This window comes from Streptomyces sp. NPDC020742 (assembly GCF_040641675.1).
Lineage (GTDB): Bacteria > Actinomycetota > Actinomycetes > Streptomycetales > Streptomycetaceae > Streptomyces.
This window is the reverse complement of record NZ_JBFAEA010000001.1, coordinates 430,561-447,239: the sequence shown is the minus strand read 5'-3', so window position 1 is coordinate 447,239 and position 16,679 is coordinate 430,561. Positions and strand designations below refer to the sequence as shown.

16 protein-coding genes are annotated in these 16,679 nt (G+C 70.2%); 6 read left to right on the top strand and 10 right to left on the bottom strand.

Going from position 1 to position 16,679, the window contains the following annotated elements:
• Window positions 1-11: 11 nt before the first annotated feature.
• From AB0G84_RS01865 to AB0G84_RS01845, 5 genes are all read right to left on the bottom strand, one after another.
• Window positions 12-1,970 (bottom strand): ATP-binding cassette domain-containing protein, encoded by a 1,959-nt coding sequence (locus AB0G84_RS01865; RefSeq protein WP_361314006.1) that lies wholly within the window; start codon window positions 1,968-1,970, stop codon window positions 12-14.
• 374 nt (window positions 1,971-2,344) lie between these two features.
• Window positions 2,345-3,346 (bottom strand): LacI family DNA-binding transcriptional regulator, encoded by a 1,002-nt coding sequence (locus AB0G84_RS01860; RefSeq protein WP_361314003.1) that lies wholly within the window; start codon window positions 3,344-3,346, stop codon window positions 2,345-2,347.
• A 469-nt stretch (window positions 3,347-3,815) separates the two neighbouring features.
• Complete coding sequence (locus AB0G84_RS01855; protein ID WP_361314000.1) at window positions 3,816-3,944, bottom strand: hypothetical protein; 129 nt, start codon at window positions 3,942-3,944, stop codon at window positions 3,816-3,818.
• Between the two features lie 678 nt (window positions 3,945-4,622).
• Window positions 4,623-5,051, bottom strand: a complete 429-nt coding sequence (locus tag AB0G84_RS01850; protein WP_361313997.1) for an organic hydroperoxide resistance protein — start codon at window positions 5,049-5,051, stop codon at window positions 4,623-4,625.
• A 318-nt stretch (window positions 5,052-5,369) separates the two neighbouring features.
• A complete protein-coding gene (locus AB0G84_RS01845; protein ID WP_361313994.1) occupies window positions 5,370-6,389 on the bottom strand; it encodes an NADP-dependent oxidoreductase in 1,020 nt (339 codons plus the stop codon).
• A gap of 87 nt (window positions 6,390-6,476) precedes the next feature.
• Here AB0G84_RS01845 and AB0G84_RS01840 point away from each other — a divergent pair, with 87 nt between their 5' ends.
• Complete coding sequence (locus AB0G84_RS01840; protein WP_361313992.1) at window positions 6,477-6,908, top strand: MarR family transcriptional regulator; 432 nt, start codon at window positions 6,477-6,479, stop codon at window positions 6,906-6,908.
• A gap of 339 nt (window positions 6,909-7,247) precedes the next feature.
• Window positions 7,248-7,871, top strand: a complete 624-nt coding sequence (locus AB0G84_RS01835; RefSeq protein ID WP_361313989.1) for a DsbA family protein — start codon at window positions 7,248-7,250, stop codon at window positions 7,869-7,871.
• A gap of 108 nt (window positions 7,872-7,979) precedes the next feature.
• Here the strand turns inward: AB0G84_RS01835 and AB0G84_RS01830 are convergent, their stop codons facing one another.
• Complete coding sequence (locus AB0G84_RS01830; RefSeq protein WP_361313987.1) at window positions 7,980-9,767, bottom strand: MFS transporter; 1,788 nt, start codon at window positions 9,765-9,767, stop codon at window positions 7,980-7,982.
• A 169-nt stretch (window positions 9,768-9,936) separates the two neighbouring features.
• Between AB0G84_RS01830 and AB0G84_RS01825 the strand changes: the two genes are divergently transcribed.
• From AB0G84_RS01825 to AB0G84_RS01815, 3 genes are all read left to right on the top strand, one after another.
• Entirely contained in the window at window positions 9,937-11,001 is a 1,065-nt protein-coding gene (locus tag AB0G84_RS01825) for a GntR family transcriptional regulator (RefSeq protein ID WP_361313984.1), read from the top strand.
• A 141-nt stretch (window positions 11,002-11,142) separates the two neighbouring features.
• On the top strand, window positions 11,143-11,760 hold the full coding sequence (locus tag AB0G84_RS01820) for a hypothetical protein (RefSeq protein ID WP_361313982.1): 618 nt from the start codon (window positions 11,143-11,145) through the stop codon (window positions 11,758-11,760).
• A gap of 318 nt (window positions 11,761-12,078) precedes the next feature.
• Window positions 12,079-13,110 carry a rod shape-determining protein gene (locus tag AB0G84_RS01815; RefSeq protein ID WP_361313979.1) on the top strand — a complete coding sequence of 344 codons (1,032 nt, stop codon included), beginning with the start codon at window positions 12,079-12,081 and terminating at the stop codon, window positions 13,108-13,110.
• A gap of 252 nt (window positions 13,111-13,362) precedes the next feature.
• Here AB0G84_RS01815 and AB0G84_RS01810 read toward each other — a convergent pair whose 3' ends face one another.
• The 3 genes from AB0G84_RS01810 to AB0G84_RS01800 form a co-directional block, all read right to left on the bottom strand.
• Entirely contained in the window at window positions 13,363-13,959 is a 597-nt protein-coding gene (locus tag AB0G84_RS01810) for a histidine phosphatase family protein (RefSeq protein ID WP_361313977.1), read from the bottom strand.
• 20 nt (window positions 13,960-13,979) lie between these two features.
• The gene (gene trxA / locus AB0G84_RS01805) at window positions 13,980-14,363 is read right to left on the bottom strand and encodes a thioredoxin (RefSeq protein ID WP_361313974.1); all 384 of its coding nucleotides are present in this window, start codon (window positions 14,361-14,363) and stop codon (window positions 13,980-13,982) included.
• A gap of 343 nt (window positions 14,364-14,706) precedes the next feature.
• The gene (locus tag AB0G84_RS01800; protein WP_361315078.1) at window positions 14,707-15,069 is read right to left on the bottom strand and encodes a cupin domain-containing protein; all 363 of its coding nucleotides are present in this window, start codon (window positions 15,067-15,069) and stop codon (window positions 14,707-14,709) included.
• A gap of 598 nt (window positions 15,070-15,667) precedes the next feature.
• On the opposite strand from AB0G84_RS01800, the gene AB0G84_RS01795 reads away from it, so the two are divergent.
• Window positions 15,668-16,543 carry a glycosyltransferase gene (locus AB0G84_RS01795; protein ID WP_361313971.1) on the top strand — a complete coding sequence of 292 codons (876 nt, stop codon included), beginning with the start codon at window positions 15,668-15,670 and terminating at the stop codon, window positions 16,541-16,543.
• Here AB0G84_RS01795 and AB0G84_RS01790 read toward each other — a convergent pair.
• A complete protein-coding gene (locus AB0G84_RS01790; protein ID WP_361313969.1) occupies window positions 16,536-16,667 on the bottom strand; it encodes a hypothetical protein in 132 nt (43 codons plus the stop codon). The genes AB0G84_RS01795 and AB0G84_RS01790 overlap by 8 nt on opposite strands.
• Window positions 16,668-16,679 lie beyond the last annotated feature (12 nt).

The window sequence follows — 16,679 nt, the reverse complement described above, 5'->3', positions numbered from 1 at the left end:
CCTTCTTCAGCTCAACGGACATCGGAGCCCTCCATCGCGCTCTCCTGGGGGTCATTGCTCGTGCGGTTGCCGTCCGGGGACCGGAGCGCCAGCTCCATCACGGCGTCCTGGGTGGCCTCTTCGGCCGACAGCTCACCGGCCAGCCGGCCCTGGGACATCACCAGCACCCGGTCGCTCATGCCGAGCACCTCGGGCAGATCGCTGGAGATCATCAGCACCGCCCGGCCGGACGCGGTCAGTTCGTTGATGAGCTGATAGATCTCGACCTTGGCGCCGACGTCGATACCGCGCGTGGGCTCGTCGAGGATCAGCAGCTTGGTGTCCGCCAGCAGCCACTTACCAATGACGATCTTCTGCTGGTTGCCGCCGGAGAGCGTTCGGGCGGACTGCGCCAGACCGCTCATCCGCACTTTCAACTGCCCGGCGACCTCGGCCGCCCGGCGCCGCTGTGCGGCCCGGTCCACCAGTCCGCCACGGGTGTCCCGGTCGAGCCGGGCGAGGGTGAGGTTCTCCTGGAGCGAGGCGTCCAGGACCAGCCCCTGGCCCTTGCGGTCCTCCGGAACGAGTCCCAGCCCGGCGCGCATCGCGGCACGCACATCGCCGCGGGCCAGCTGCTCGCCGTCGACCTCGACCGTACCGGCGTCATACCGGTCCACGCCGAAGATCGCCCGGACCACCTCGGTCCGCCCCGCCCCGACCAGCCCGGCCAGACCGACCACCTCACCGGCCCGGACCTCGAAATCTATGGCTTCGAAGACGGGGGTGGGGGTGGAGGCGGGGTGGGGGCTTGCCACTGGGGCGGGCGGAGCGGAGAGGGTGGGGCTTGCCTCGGGAGCCGGGCTTGGCTCAGGAGCCGGGCTTGCCTCGGGAGTGGAGGTTGCCGCCGGGGCGGGGCTTGGCTCAGGAGCCGGGCTTGCCTCGGGAGTGGAGGTTGCCGCCGGGGCGGGGTTTGGCTCGGGAACGGGGTTTGCCGCCGGGGTTGGGGGCGCCTTCGGTACGGTCGCGGGCGCCGCCTGCTTCTCCGACCTGATGCGGGACTTCCCCGGCTTCGCGCCGTAACGGGTCAGGCCCCGGACACGGAGCAGTGGAGCACCCGGTTCCTCGGGACGCTGGCGGGGGTACTGCTCGGCGATGTCCCGGCCCACCATGAGCCGGATCAGTTCGTCCTCGTCGGTCGAGGCAGGCACCTCGGCGACGGAACGTCCGTCGCGCAGCACGGTGACCCGGTCGCCGAGCGCGCCGATCTCCTCCAGGTGGTGGGTGATGAAGATGATGCCGACGCCGGATTCGCGCAGGTCACGGACGATCGCAAAGAGGGTCTCGACCTCTTCGGAGGTGAGTACCGCGGTCGGCTCATCCATGATCAGGACACGGGCGTCGAGGCTGAGCGCCTTGGCTATCTCCACCATCTGGAGCCGGGCGATGCCCAGCTCGGCGACCGGCGTCGCGGGCGAGACGTCCAGCCGTACGCGCGCCAGGAGTTCGGCGGCGCGGGCACGCATGGTCTTCTTGTCGACGAGGCCGAGGGCGGTACGCGGCTGGCGACCGAGGAAGATGTTCTCGGCGACGGTCAGCCCCGGGACCAGGTTGAACTCCTGGTAGATGGTGGCGATCCCGAGGCGCTCGGCGTCCTGCGCGGAACGGATGTGCACGTCGCGCAGCGCGCCCACGGACGCCTCAGCAAGGCCGTCCCGCGCTTCACCCCGGGTCGCTCCCTTGTCGCGGGACGCGTCGTCCGGGCCGGCGCTCCCCATGAGGATGCGGCCGGAGTCGGGGCGATGGGCGCCCGAGAGCATCTTGATCAGGGTGCTCTTGCCGGCTCCGTTCTCGCCGAGCAGCACATGCACCTCGCCGGCGCGCAGACTCAGGTCCACACCGTCCAGCGCGCGTACCCCCGGGAACGACTTGGTCACCCCCTCCACGCGCAGCAGTTCGCGGCCGCCCGGTACGTCGTCGTTGACGCCGGTCATACGCTGCCCCTCCTCTTCTCGGGTGATGCGGGTGTGCTCGGGTGCTTGTCGTGTTTCTCGGGTGCTTGTCGTGTTTGGGGAGGTGGTGTGCTGTGGTCGCTGCTGCCGGACTGGCCGGGCTTGCCGGGTCGGGTCCGACCGGCTGAGACGGCTGGCCGCTGGCTACTGGCTGCTGGCTGCTGGCTGCTGGCTGCTGGCTCACCTTGACCCGCTTGCTGGGCCTGACCGGCTTGCCTGGCTTGACCGGCTTGCTGGGCTTGGGGCGTTCGCTGGACTCTGACTATCTGTGGGCTGACTTGCTGCTGACTCGTTGGGCTCGGGGGCGGTTGCCGGGCCCGGGGGCGGTTGCCGGGCTCGGCCGGACGACGGTTCGGTCAGGGAGTGGCCGGTTCACCGCAAGAGCGGCGGGCGATGAGCCGGGCCGGCAGCAGCACCGAGTCAGCCGCCTTGCCCTCGATCCGTTCCAGAAGGGTGTGGACGGCGGCCCGGCCCAGTTCGCGGGTGGGCTGGGCGATGGCGGTCAGCGGCGGATCGGTGTGGGCGAACCACGGCACGTCGTCGTACACCACCAGCGCCACGTCATCGGGGACCCGCAACCCCCGCGCACGGAGTTCGTCCATCGCCCCCAGCGCCATCAGGTTGTCGGTGGCCAGCACCGCGTCCGGCGGCTCGGGGAGGTCGAGAAGTTCGCACATCACCTGGCGGCCACCGGTGTGCTGAAGATCCGGGGTGGCCCCGACCCGTTCATCGGGGAGCGCGATGCCGTGCTCGGCCAGCGCCGTACGGAAAAGGTCGAGGCGCTCGTCACCGGTCGGCGTGCCAGCCGGAGCGACGATGATCGCGGGGCGGCGGCGGCCGAGCGCGGCGAGGTGGGCGGCGAGATCGGTGAGCGCGGCGCGGCCGTCGGCGCGTACGCACGGGGCGTCGACGCCGGGCACGGTGCGGTCCAGCAGCACCAGCGGCGTACCGGAGGCGACGACCTCGCTGAGCATCGCCGAGCCGGTGCCGGCCGAGCTGACCAGCAGTCCGTCGATCCGCCGGTCGAGCAGTGTCCGGATGTAGTCGTCCTGCTGCTCGGGGCGCTCGCCGGCGTTCCCGATGACCAGGCTGTAGCCGAGGCTGCGGGCGGCGTCCTCGACGGCGTCGGCCAGCTCGGTGAAGAACGGGTTGGTGAGGTCGCTGATGATCAGGCCGAGCGCGCCGGTACGTGCGGTGCGCAGCGCACGGGCGACGTTGTTGGGCCGGTAGCCCAGCTCCTGTACGGCGGCGAGCACCCGCTCACGGGTCTCGGCGACCGGGCTGTGGCCGTTGAGCACCCGGGAGACCGTGGCGACGGAGACTCCTGCCCGCTCTGCCACATCTTTGATGTTCGCCATGGCGCCGTTGCCGTTCTGTCCGAGTGATCACACAGTGCTCGGGTGTCCCTGCGAGTGGTCGTGTAATCGATTTCTTGAGGAATTCGTGGGGGCTACGAAATCGATTACACGGGTGCTACGTCAAGACGTCGTAAATGTTGCCTGCGTCACAGCGGCGGGAGGGGCGGTGGGCGCGGGGGCGACGGACGCGGAACGGGACGGTTCAGCGCCGCACAGCAGGGCGCGGCAGGTCACGTCACGGGAACCTGCCCCCCCCCGCAGGAACGCACGTGAAGCACACCGACACACAGACGAGAAGCGCAGGAACGGACAGGGACGCCCAGGCGAAGAGCGAACCCAGATTCCACAAAGGCCCTACGAAACGGGACCGCGCAATGAGCGGAACGACAAGCCCGGGCACTCCCCCGTTGACCGTCCCACCTCGAGGGCGGGCGTCGGCCGTGTCCGGACCCTGCGGGCCACCCGGCGACTACCGGGCGAACTGCCCCACACACGCGACGATCGCCACCAGCAGGCCCAGCACGCCGATCACGACCTGCCACCTATCGGGCGGGGCCCATCGATCGCTCTCCTGCTCCGTGCCCTGATCGTCCATCACTCCTCCTCGCTCCTCCGAACAGGCCCTGGAGGCAGGGCCCCCGCCGGCAGATCGCCCGACGGAGCTGCGGGGAGGAACGCGAAGAAGCGGTTAAGCGGTGAAGCGGTGAAGCGCCCCAAGATTAGCGTGAGTTGACCCTACGAGCCGAGCGCTTTCACCGATGGTTGATTCACCGGCTCCCCGTACGTGGACCACGTCAAGCCCGCTCCACAAGCCGACCTGACGCCGAGCCCGAGACCCCGAAGTCAGTCCACTACCACCGAGACGAAGAGCCCCTACCAAGACGCAGAGGAGGCGACGGGAGGAGGACAACAACTCCTGTCAGAGGCACGCCACGGACCAGCCCGCCGCAGTCCACCAATCCCCCACCTGTACAGACGCCTCATTGCACAACTGCGCAACCGTCGGCCGAGGTTGGGCGGATCAAAGACATCGACCGACCGCCAGACACCCCACCGGCTGCACAGCACAGGGACCAGCCCGGCGGACAGCACGCCCACCCGTCATCAAGGACGGCCCTGGCCGCCAACGACCGGAGGCCAATCGCCCATCAGCGGGGATCCGGGAGCCGATCTCCTTCCAGGACTGAGGACAGAGGACGGGGCCGCACCCCCATGACAGGATGCGGCCCCTGATAACGGAATGCGGCCTTGATGCGCCGTACGAGTCAGCGCAGGATCAGGCGACGGTCAGCTTGACGTCGATGTTTCCCCGAGTGGCGTTCGAGTACGGGCACACCTGGTGCGCCTTCTCCACCAGGTCCTTGGCCGTGGCTGCGTCGACATGGGGGATCGACACGGCGATCTCGACCGTAAGGCCGAAACCACCCTCCGGGGTCTTGCCGATGCCGACCTTGGCGGTCACCCGGGAGCCGGACACATCCGCGTTCTCCCGGCGGGCAACGACGCTGAGCGCGCCCTGGAAGCAGGCGCTGTAACCGGCCGCGAAGAGCTGCTCCGGGTTGGTACCGGCGCCGCTGCCACCCTGCTCCTTGGGCGGGTTGACGACAACGTCGAGCTTGCCGTCATCGCTGGCGACACGGCCGTCACGGCCGTTCTCAGCGGTGGCGACGGCGGTGTAGACGACGTCGACGGTCTGGATGGACATACGAGATCCTCCTGTGGTTCGCCGCGACTCGCGCCCACTCATCGCGACGGCTTGGCGCCGAGCCTAACGGGCATGCGCAAGAGGCCGACGGCCGAAGGTCGAGGCTCGCCTCTCTTTCTCAGACCCGCAGGCCCTCACGCCCGCGGGCGACAGACGACGACCGAGGACGGCCGACGACGGCCGAGGACGGCAGCAGGCCAGCACGTCGGCGACAGCAGGCGGCTTGCCCGCCAGGCCGGGCAAGCCCGCCCGGTCCACCATGCCCGCCAAACCCGCCAAGCCCGCCCGGTCCACCAAACCCGTCAGGTCCCCCTTCGATCAGCCCTCCAGGCTCACGATCATCTTTCCGGTGTTCTCGCCGCGCAGCAGGCCCAGGAAGGCGTCGACGCCGTTTTCGATACCGGACACCTTGGTCTCGTTGTACTTGAGCTCGCCGGAGCGGATCCAGGCGGAGACCTCCTCGACGAACTGCGGCTGGAGGTCGGAGTGGTCGCTGACCAAGAGGCCCTGGAGGCGCAGGCGCTTGCCGATCACCATGGCGAGGTTGCGCGGCGCGGGGCTCGGCTCCGTGGCGTTGTACATCGAGATCATGCCGCATATGGCCACACGACCGTGGACATGGAGAGCCGAGATAGCGGCCTCGAGGTGGTCACCGCCGACGTTGTCGAAGTAGACGTCGATACCGTCGGGCGCGGCCTCCTTGAGCTGCTTGGCGACGTCGCCGTTCTTGTAGTTGAAGGCCGCGTCGAAGCCGTACTCCTCGACCAGGAGCTTGACCTTCTCGTCGGAGCCGGCCGAGCCGATGACGCGGGAGGCGCCCTTGAGCTTGGCGATCTGGCCGACCTCACTGCCCACCGCGCCGGCCGCACCGGACACGAAGACGGCGTCGCCCTCCTTGAAGGAGGCCACCTTCAACAGGCCCGCGTAGGCGGTCAGGCCGGGCATGCCCAGTACGCCCAGGTAGGCGGTGAGGGGGGCGAGGGAGGCGTCGACCTTGGCCGCCCGCTTGTCGTCCAGGACCGCGTACTCGCGCCAGCCGAGGCCGTGCAGGACGTGGTCACCGACGGCGATGGAATCGGAACGGGAGGCGATGACCTCGCCGACCGCACCGCCGTCCATCGGCTGGTCCAGCTGGAACGGCGGGACATAGGACTTCACGTCGTTCATCCGGCCGCGCATGTACGGGTCGACCGAGAAGTGCTTGTTACGGACGAGGATCTGGCCCTCGCCGACCTCGGGCACCGAGGTCTCGCGCAGGGCGAAGCCCTCAGTGGTGGGCCAGCCCTGGGGGCGGGCGATGAGGTGCCATTCGCGGCTGGTCGTGGGCAGGGCGGGCATATCGCGATCCTCCTAATGCTTCAGGTGCTGAAACAAGCATGCCCATCGATATTTCATGCTGTCAAGCAATTGGGTACCCTGCTGTGTATGACACCGCGTACAGACTCCTTGACCGTCGAGGTCGTCGATCTCATCGGCACCGTCGTCGTCCGATACCACGAGGAGTACGAGCACGCCGCGGCCGAGCACTCCCTCACCGGCGCGCAGGCCAGGCTGCTGAGCCTGCTCTCCATCGAGCCGATGCCGATGCGCAAGATCGCCCAGCGGTTGAAGTGCGAGCCGTCCAACATCACCGGCATAGTGGACCGCCTGGAATCCCGTGGCCTGGTCGAGCGCCGCCCCGACCCGGCCGACCGCCGGGTCAAGCTCGCCGCCCCGACGGCCGAGGGCGCGCGGACGGCCGAGGCGCTGCGCAATTCGCTGAGCTTTGCCCGGGAGCCCCTCGGCAAGCTGACGGCCGCCGAGCGCGCCCTGCTGAAGGAGCTGCTGCAAAGGATGCTGGGCATCGCGCCCGAATGACCCGAGCGCGCGCGTGAGGGGGGCGCGCATCGGTGCGTGCCTTCGTGAGGGCTTGGGTGCGTGCCTTCGTGCGCGCATGGGTGCGTGCCTTCGCGAGGAGGCGCGCGGGGGCGGGAGCGGCGCAGTGAGCCGCTCGCCGCGCCCTCGGCGACGCACCCTCGCCGACCCACTCGCCGTGCCCTCATCGACCCACCCGACGCGCCCTGGCCGACCCACTCGCCGCGCCCTCGCCGGACCACTCGCCGCGGCACTCGCCCGGCCCCTCGCCAGGAATTGGCCCAGGATCGTCGTGGGAATGTGGACCGGGCGGCCGGGACAGTCGCGCTCTACGCTCACCTCATGACCAACCCCAGCGACACCCGCCACTCCGTCGACTTCTACTTCGACCCCATCTGCCCGTTCGCCTGGATCTCCTCCCGCTGGATCCTGGAGGTCGAACAGCACCGCGACCTGGATGTGCGGTTCCGGGTGATGAGCCTGTCGGTGCTCAACGAGGGCCGCGAGGACCTCCCCGAGAAGTACCGCGAGCTGCTGGACGCGGGCTGGGGCCCCGTACGCGTCTGCATGGCTGCGGCGCAGGAGCACGGCGAGGGCGTGCTGCGCGATCTCTACACCGCGCTCGGCACCCGGATCCACCGCGACGGCCGCGAGGACACCACCACCGTCATCGAGGAGGCGCTGGCCGAGGTCGGACTGCCGGCCGAGCTCGCCGCGGCGGCCGACAGCCAGGCGTACGACGACGCGCTGCGCAAGAGTCACCACGAGGGCATGGACCCGGTCGGCGACGATGTCGGCACGCCCACGATCCACATCGACGGGGTTGCGTTCTTCGGGCCGGTGCTGATGGCGATCCCGCGGGGCGAGGCGGCGGTGCGCGTCTTTGACGGTGCACGACTCCTCGCCGGCTACGACAAGTTCTTCGAGCTGAAGCGGACCCGCACCGGGGAGTTCGACTTCAGCTGACGGACAGCGGACGGGCGCCGGGGCCGGCACCGGGGGCCGGTCCGCGGCGGTCCTCCGCCACAGGGCCGATCCCCTCCCTTCCCTACGCGCCCTCCCTACGCGCCTTCCTTACGCGCCCCCCTTCACACCCTCGTTACGCGCCTTCCCTACTCCGTCGCCCCGTCTCCCCACGAGCCCCGCGCTCTCCATGGCTCCCACCGCGGATCCGCCTCCGGCCACCGATCCGCCTCCGACCGCGGCTCCGGACCCGACCGCGGCTCCGGGTCCGGCGCCGACCATGGATCCGCCTGCCCCCGCAGCAATGACGGCTCCCCCGGCACCCTGGGCGTCCCCGGTCTCCCCCTTGCCGCCCCCGTCATTCGCGCCGCCCTCCGCGGTGCGCAGACCACGCAGCAGCGCCACCGCCAGCACCGCGGCGCAGACCATCACGCCGGCCGCGGCCAGCACGGCCGTCTGCATCCCGTCGGTGAATGCGGCCCGGGCCGCGGTCAGTAGGGCCTCGCCCGCCCGGCCGGGGAGTTCGCCGGCCACCGCCGCGGCGCCGGCCAGGGTCTCGCGTGCCGCCTCGACCGCCCCGGCAGGAAGTCCGACGGGCAGCGCGTCATCCATGTGTCCGCGGTAGGTGGCGCTCCCGATACTGCCCAGGATCGCCATGCCCAGCGCGCCGCCGAGTTCGGTGCCGGACTCCAGGACGGCCGACGCGGAGCCCGCCCGCTCCGGCGGCGCGACACCGATGGCCAGCTCGTTGCCGAGGGACATCACCATCACCAGCCCCGAGGCGTAGACCGACGAGGCGACCAGCACGTACCAGAGGGCCGAGCCAGGCTCCAGCCAGGACAGCCACACGAACCCGGCGGCCGCGACGGCAAAGCCCAGACCGATGACGTACGCCCGGTCCATCCGCTGGGCGAGCGCGGTGGCCACCGCCGCCATACCGCCCACCGCGATAGTCGGCAGGAGGTTCCACAGCGCCGCCACCAGGGGGCTCATACCGCGTACGGTCTGCAGGTACTGGGTGAAGAACACCGCACAGCCGACCACCGCGAACATCGCGAGCATGTTCATCAGCACCGACACACTGAATCCACGGTGCCGGAGCAGCTCCAGGTCGAGCATGGGGTGACGGGCGGTGCGCTGGCGATGGACGAAGGCCACCGCCGCCAACAGGCCGACGGCCAGGGCGATGACGGGCCGGACGGCGAACCCGTCACGAGCGATTTCCTTGACGGCGTAGACCAGCGGCAGCATCGCGAGCAGGGAGAGCAACGAGCCGGGGACGTCGAAGCGGCCGGCCGCCGGATTCCTGAACTCCGGGAGCATCAGCGGCCCGCAGACCAGCAGCAGCACCATCGCCGGGGTGTTGATCAGAAACACCGAGCCCCACCAGAAGTGCTCCAGCAGCATCCCGCTGAGCACCGGACCGACCGCGATGCCACCCATCATCGCCGCCGACCAGATAGCGACGGCCTTGCCGCGCTGCTTGGCGTCGTGGAACAGGTTGCGGATCAGCGCGAGCGTGGAGGGCATCAGGGTCGCGCCGCCGACACCGAGCAACGCCCGTGCGGCGATGAGCATTTCAGCGCTGTGGGCGTATCCAGCGAGTACGGAGGCGAGACCGAAGAGGGCGGCACCGGACAGCAGCAGTCTGCGGCGGCCGATGCGGTCACCCAGCGCGCCCATGGTGATCAGCAGGCCGGCCAGCACGAAGCCGTAGACGTCCAGGATCCACAGCTGCTGGACGCTGCTGGGCTCCAGTTGGGCGGTGAGGAACGGCACGGCGAAGTAGAGCACCGAGACGTCCATCGAGACGAGCAGACAGGGCAGCAGGAGAACGGCCAGGGCGGTCCATTCGCGACGCCCCGCCAACGGCTTGGGTGTGTACGCAGTAAACGTCATGACGGACACGGTAAACAGCTTGCGCTTACGCCGCAAACAGTAATCATGACTTGGTAGTTGGAGGTGCATCACACTAGTGCACTCAAGGTGGATCGAGGCGCTGGCGAGGCGTGCGCTGCTAGTCTCCGGGGGCACACGCCCCCTAGTGCACTAGTACGGAGGTTGTCCCGTGGAGCAGTCGTCCCCGCCCTACCGCCGGATCGTCGAGGAGATCCGACGCCGTATCGACGCCGGAGAGCTGGCGCCGGGCGACCGGGTGCCGTCGACCCGGCGGATCACCCAGGAGTGGGGGGTGGCGATGGCGACCGCCACCAAGGTGCTGACGACGCTGCGTCAGGAGGGGGTCGTACAGGCCGTTCCCGGCGTGGGCACCGTGGTCATCGAGGCGCAGGACCACCAGGCCCCGTCGTCCGTGCGGGCACCGGCCCAGGCTCCCTCGCAACGGACCGGCCGGCGCGGGCCGACAGGGGAGCGACGGACGCGCGAGACGGACACCGGGCTGAGCCGTGCGACCGTCGTACGGGCCGGGATCAAGGTCGCCGACGCCGAGGGGCTGCGGGCGCTGTCCATGCGCAGGGTGGCCGCCGAGTTCGGGGTGTCCTCGATGGCGCTCTACCGCCACGTGGCCAACAAGGACGAGTTGGTGTTGCTGATGGCGGACGCCGCGTTCGCGGGCGTGGAACTCCCCGACCCCGCACCGGACGGCTGGCGGGACCGCATGGAGGCCGGGGCGCGGCTGCAGTGGCAGCTCTACCACCGGCACCCTTGGCTGGCGCAGTATCTGTCGATCACCCGCCCGCAGCCCATGCCGTGGGCGATGAGGCTGGTGGAGTGGACGATGGCGCGGGTCGGGGGGAAGGACCCGGTGACGCTGATCCATATGGCCCTGACGCTGCTGAGCTTCGTGCTGTCCACCGCCGCCGGCCTGGAGGACGAGTTGGAGGCCGAGCAGGAGACCGGGATGGATCAAGGGCAGTGGATGGCGGTGATGGAGCCGGCGTTCGAGGGCATCCTCCGGTCCGGCGCGTACCCGATGTATGCCGGGATGTCCGGCATCGACGGGGACTTCCTCAACATGGACACGCTCTTCGAGTTCGGGCTGGAAAGGCTCCTGGACGGGATGGAGGTACTGGTCGAAGGGCGGAAGACGACGGAACGGCCGGGCGGTGGTGGTGGCAACGGCAATGACGCCGGCGACGGCAACGGCAACGGCAACGGCAACGGCAACGAATGATTGCACCCGTCCGTACGGGAAGGGGACGGGATCGAACGGACCGGAATGGGAGGGAATGGAACGGGAGGGCATAGGAGGGAATGGGATCGGCGTGTGACCCCAACGTGCCCTCACGGCCGCCCCTCCACGACCATGTCCCCCATGAACCCCACCCCTGACGCACAGCCGCCCACCGGCCCCGGCACCTCCGCCGGCCTGCCGGGGCCGGTCGCCTTCCAGCTCGTGCTGCTGCGTCGGATGGCCGACCACCACCCCGACCTGGTGGAGGACGCGCTGCACCAACTGGGCGTCGCCCGCGCCGATATGCGGGAGGCCAACCGTCGCTGGCAGGCACGGATGCACGCCCCAAGGGCGGGTGGCGTCCAGCCGTACCGCGCGTTGCTGGGCGCCCCGGAGACCGTCGCCACCCGCCAGATCGGCGATCTGACCTGCGAGGCCCTGACCTGGCCGGTACCCCTGTGGCCCGACCTGCGTTTCGAGGCGCTCACTGACACGCGCGGGAACGTCTGGAACGCCTGGCTCGTCCGCGCACCCGGCGCGGCCGGGCCCGAGTTGCGGACGGCGGAGGATCTGGCGCCCTGGCGCTGCACCGTCGACGAGGTCGCCCGGGCCTTCGCTCCCGCCCGCCCGATGGAGGGCAGCGCGCCGACCCGCTGGCGCCTGGCCTTCACGTCTCCCGGTCCGGACGGTGCGCCCGAGGACGTCGTCGCCGAGTTCACCTGGGGGCTGTATCAGCGGCGGGTCGAGCGCGAGGGATAGGCCTCGACCCGGCCGACGGACCAGGTGGACCCCAGCTCAAGCAGCAAAGGACGCGGACGAGCCCAAGCGGCGGAAACAGCGGAGGAAGGAGAGAGACAGGAGAGAGGAAGGGGCGAGGCGCCTCCAGCGACGCCACTCCGCTCCGCTTGGCCACCCCGACCTCACCCGTTCGCCCCGGCCACCCCCTCCCGATCCCCCGACCGGACGCTCCCAACAGGCGGGCTTTCCTACGCGCCCACAGGATGGCGCACGAGCGGTCCGTGCGAACGGGCCCCATGAGCGCTCCGTCCACATCGGCCCACCGGGGAGGAATCACCCATGACCATCAGCCTCGCCCAATTGCGGCGTTGCTCGGCCGCCATCGACCTCGGCGCGGCCCGGACCAGGGTGTATGTGAAGAACCAGGGGCTGGTCGTCGATGAACCGACCGTCGCCGCCGTCAACACCCGTACCGGGGCGCTGCTGGCCGTCGGCGCCCAGGCCGAGGTGATGGACGGCCGCACCCCCGACTACATCCGGGTGGTCCGTCCGGTCTCCGGCGGCACCGTCGTCGACATCGACATGGCCCAGCGGCTGCTGCGCACTCTCGTGGGTGACAAGTTGCGCAAGACGTGGCGGCGCCGGCCGACGATGCGGGCCGCGGTCTGCCTCCCGTACGGCAGTGAGCCGTTGGCGCAGCGCGCGGCCGTGGAGACGCTCACCGGGCTCGGTGCGCGCCGGGTCGAGCTGGTGGACACGCTGGTCGCCGCGGCGGTCGGTTCCGGGCTCCCGGTGGAGCAGCCCGAGGCGACCATGATCGTGGTGTGTGGCGCGGGGACCACGCAGGTCGCGGTGCTCTCGCTGGGCTCGATCGTGGCGGCGGAGACGGTACCGGTGGGTGGCAACGCCATCGACCACGCGGTCGTCCAGCACCTGCGGCTGCACCACGAGCTGATGCTGGCGGGCCAGGCCGTGCGTCCACTGCATCTGATCCTCGCCGGGGGCGATGGGCTCACCCCGGGCTCCACGGAGGTGCACGGCCGGGATGTAGTCAGCGGAATGGCACGCTCCGTGCATGTCGACACCGAGCGGGTACGGGACGCCATCACCACCCCACTGACCGCGATCCTCGACGGCATCGGGGCGGTGCTGCGCCGCTGCCCGCCGGACCTGGTGGCCGACCTCGGGGAGCGCGGCATCATGCTGGCGGGCGGCAGCGCGCTGATCCCCGGTCTGGAGCCGATGATCCATCAGGCCACCACCATGCCGGTGCACACCGCGGACCGGCCCGACACCTGCGCGGTGATGGGGCTCGGCGCCATGATCGAGGGGAAGGTGCAGCCGCTGCATCTCGATCCGATGGCGCCGTGACGTGAGCCGATGGCACCGTGACGCGAGCCGATGGCACCGTGAACGTCGGTGGGGTGGGTGGCCGGGCGGGCGCCGGCGGACACTCTCGCTACGCGGACCGGCGGACCCCACGACCGCGTAGCAGCGTCACCACGCCACGTACGAGCAGCCGAAAGCCCTACAAGCCCCCGAAACGGCTCTCCTCCTGGCCCCGAACCCCCTACAAGCTCCGTCCCCCTACAGGCCCCGGCGCCCCTTCAGTCCCCGGACCCCCTACAGGCTCCGGGCGTTCCAGGCGATCACCGCGGGGCGGTCGTGTTCGGTTCCCAGGACGCCGACCGCCCCGGTCTCGAAGGTGAACAGTCCGCCCGCGGCGGCCGGCAGCCCGAGCCTGCGGGCCGCCAGTACGCGCAGGAAGTGGGCGTGCGCCACCAGCGCCACATCCCCCTCCTCCGCCTCGATCTGCGGCACGATCCGAGCCAGCACCCGGTCGGCGCGCGCCCCGACCTGTTCGGGCGACTCGCCCGGATGCCCGTCGGGCCCCGGCGCGACGCCGTCGGCGAACAGGTACCAGCCGGGCCGCTCCTGATGGATCTGCGCGGTGGCGATGCCCTCGTAGCCGCCGTAGTCCCATTCCTGCAGGTCAGGGTCGATGGTCGGCCGGGCGAGGCCGGCCAGTTCGGCGGTACGCAGCGCCCGTACCCGCGGGCTGGCGTACACCTGGGCGATCTTCCGGCCCGACAGCAGCGGCCGCAGCGCGCGGGCCTGCTCCTCGCCGGTGGCGGTCAGTGGCAGGTCCGTCCAACTGGTGTGCCGGCCGTCCCGGCTCCATTCGGTCTCGCCGTGCCGGACCAGAAGTAGCTCGCTCACGACCCCAGAGCCTACTGGCCCTACTCGCCCTGCGCCTGCTCGCTCTGCTGGGCCTCGGCGACCGACGCCCGGACCTCGTCCATGTCCAGCGCACGGGCCTGGCCGATGACGTCCTCCAGGGCCTCCTCCGGCAGGGCACCCGGCTGGGCGAACACCGCGATGTTCTCCCGGACGATCATCACCGTCGGGATGGACTGGATCTGGAACGCCTGTGCCAGCTCGGGCTGCGCCTCGGTGTCCACCTTGGCGAAGACCAGGTCGTCGTGCTTCTCGGACGACCGCTCGAAGATCGGGCCGAACTGCTTGCAGGGACCGCACCACTCGGCCCAGAAGTCGATCAGGACGAAGTCGCTGCCGGAGACGATGTCGTCGAAGTTTTCCTTGGTGAGCTCAACGGTGCTCATGCGTAAGTTCCTGCTTCCGGTCTGTCGAGGGTTTTCCTGATGTGCATGTGGTCCCCGGATGCGGGAACGGGATCCGTCCCCGGACGTATTCCGCCCGCCGGACGATCTCACGACCGTGCGCCGGGGCGTCCCGCTTCCGTACGCCGGACCGTCGCACCCCTGCCCAGCCAGCGCATTCCTAGACATCCCGAGCCACGTGGGAATCCGCATGTGCCCCACCTCACCGAGCCGCGGCGGGACACACAAGCGTCACCCCTACGGGTGCCCGTAGGGGTGACGCGGACATAGGGAGATGATGCGGACATAGGGGATGAGGGCATGCGGCTTCTGGAGTCCTGGCCGGTTACCCCTTCGCCTTGGCGTAGTCCATGGCCATCCCGCCGGCGAAGTCGTACACCACGGTCTGTTCATCGCCGACGACCCAGGCGTCGTGGCCGGGCGGGCAGACGAAGACGTCGCCGGGCCCCACCTCGGACTCGGCGCCGTCGTTCATCCGTATGCGCATACGGCCCTGAGCCACGAAGCCGTTGTGGTGCACCTCGCAGCTGGGGGTCCCGGCGATCGGGCCCACCGACTCCGACCAGCGCCAGCCGGGCTCGAACGTCGCCACGGCGAAGTCCAGCCCGGTCAGATGCAGGGCTTCGAGGTGGCCTCGGGGAAAGTCACGCCGCTCGTCCGGCTTGTCGATCGTTTTGACCTCCATCATGGGGTTTTCCATGGCGCCCATGGGGGCTTCCTCCCTTCACCCCCCGCCGGCCCTTCCGGGATGCCCCTGGTCTTTCCATGGTGCGCCCGCGGCCCCCGTGAACGCTGTACGGATTCCCACGGATATCCCTGCGGGTTTGGCCCCCTGGTGCGCCCCCAGGTTTCCGCCGGCTTCCCAAGAGCTTCCCCGGGGGCTTCCCCACCGGCTTCCCGGCGCTTGCCTACATGAGCTTCGCTACTGACGCGTACGACAGGGATGGCGCCGGGCGAGTGCCGTAACACGCGGGCGCGTACGCCGACGGCTAGCATCCCGAAAGACGCCACCGCTCGCCGGGACCATCCAGAGGGTCGGGAACGTCAGCGGTGTCGGGAACGTCGGTGGCGTCGGCCACGTCTCCCAGGCAGAGACCCTCAACACCCCGGGCCCCGAGTGCCGAGCCCCTGCCCCGCACCCAGCCCCCCCGATCCCCATCGAACCCGTCCAACCGGTCCGCCCCGTTCAACCATCAAACCCGCCAGGCTCACCAAGCCCGCCAACCTCATCAAAGCCATCAAGCTCATCCAGCCCGCCAAGCCCGCCAAGAACGGAGCACTCTTCCGTGCGTCATCTGCGCGTAGGCGTCGCCATCTTGACCATGGGGAACCGCCCCGCCGAACTCCATGCGCTGCTGGATTCGGTCGCCAAGCAGGACCTTCAGCCCGCCCATGTCGTCGTGGTCGGGAACGGCTCCCCGCTGCCGTCACTCCCCCATGGCGCGCGGGGCGTTGAGCTGAGCGACAACCTGGGCGTCTCCGGTGGCAGAAACGTCGCGCTGGACGAACTGCGCAAGCTCGGCGACGTGGACGTGGTGGTCGACCTGGACGACGACGGTCTGCTGATCAGCCCGGACGTCCTGCGCCGGGTCGCCGAACTGCATGCCCAGGACCCGAAGTTGGGCATCGTGAGCTTCCGTATCGCCGACGAGCTGGGCCGCACGCAGCGCCGGCACGTCCCCCGGCTCCGCGTCGGCGACCCCCGGCAGGGCGGGCCGGTGACGACGTTCCTCGGCGGCGGGCACTCGCTGTCCATGCCGATGCTGGACCGGATCGGCGACTGGCCCGACGACTTCTTCTACGCGCACGAGGAAACCGACCTGGCCTGGCGGGCGTTGGACGACGGCTGGCGGATCCGCTACGAGCCCGACCTCGTGCTGCAGCACCCCTACACCTCGCCGACCCGGCATGCGGTCTACCACCGGATGGTGGCCAGGAACCGGGTGTGGCTGGCGAAGCGCCACCTGCCGGCGGTTCTGGTGCCGCTCTATCTGGGCACCTGGGCCATGCTGACCGCCGTACGCAGCCGCTCGGTGGCCGGAATGCGCGCCTGGGCCGCCGGATTCGCGGAAGGGGTACGGACTCCGTGCGGACGGCGCCGGCCGATGCGCTGGCGCACGGTCTGGCGGATGACCCGGCTGGGGCGGCCTCCGATCATCTGAGGCCGGCCGCCGGGACGACCGCCGAGCCCTCGTCACAGGCCACCGCACACACCAGCACCAGCACCAGCACCAGCACCAGCACCAGCAGGGATACCCGATGGCACCCACCAGGACGGCTGGGCACAATCGGCGCGTG

Bases quoted from the DNA above. Each gene is read 5' to 3' on its own strand.
- AB0G84_RS01865 (WP_361314006.1), bottom strand. From the start codon at position 1,970: ATGACCGGCGTCAACGACGACGTACCGGGCGGCCGCGAACTGCTGCGC.
- AB0G84_RS01860 (WP_361314003.1), bottom strand. From the start codon at position 3,346: ATGGCGAACATCAAAGATGTGGCAGAGCGGGCAGGAGTCTCCGTCGCC.
- AB0G84_RS01850 (WP_361313997.1), bottom strand. From the start codon at position 5,051: ATGTCCATCCAGACCGTCGACGTCGTCTACACCGCCGTCGCCACCGCT.
- AB0G84_RS01845 (WP_361313994.1), bottom strand. From the start codon at position 6,389: ATGCCCGCCCTGCCCACGACCAGCCGCGAATGGCACCTCATCGCCCGC.
- AB0G84_RS01840 (WP_361313992.1), top strand. From the start codon at position 6,477: ATGACACCGCGTACAGACTCCTTGACCGTCGAGGTCGTCGATCTCATC.
- AB0G84_RS01835 (WP_361313989.1), top strand. From the start codon at position 7,248: ATGACCAACCCCAGCGACACCCGCCACTCCGTCGACTTCTACTTCGAC.
- AB0G84_RS01830 (WP_361313987.1), bottom strand. From the start codon at position 9,767: ATGACGTTTACTGCGTACACACCCAAGCCGTTGGCGGGGCGTCGCGAA.
- AB0G84_RS01820 (WP_361313982.1), top strand. From the start codon at position 11,143: ATGAACCCCACCCCTGACGCACAGCCGCCCACCGGCCCCGGCACCTCC.
- AB0G84_RS01815 (WP_361313979.1), top strand. From the start codon at position 12,079: ATGACCATCAGCCTCGCCCAATTGCGGCGTTGCTCGGCCGCCATCGAC.
- trxA (WP_361313974.1), bottom strand. From the start codon at position 14,363: ATGAGCACCGTTGAGCTCACCAAGGAAAACTTCGACGACATCGTCTCC.
- AB0G84_RS01800 (WP_361315078.1), bottom strand. From the start codon at position 15,069: ATGATGGAGGTCAAAACGATCGACAAGCCGGACGAGCGGCGTGACTTT.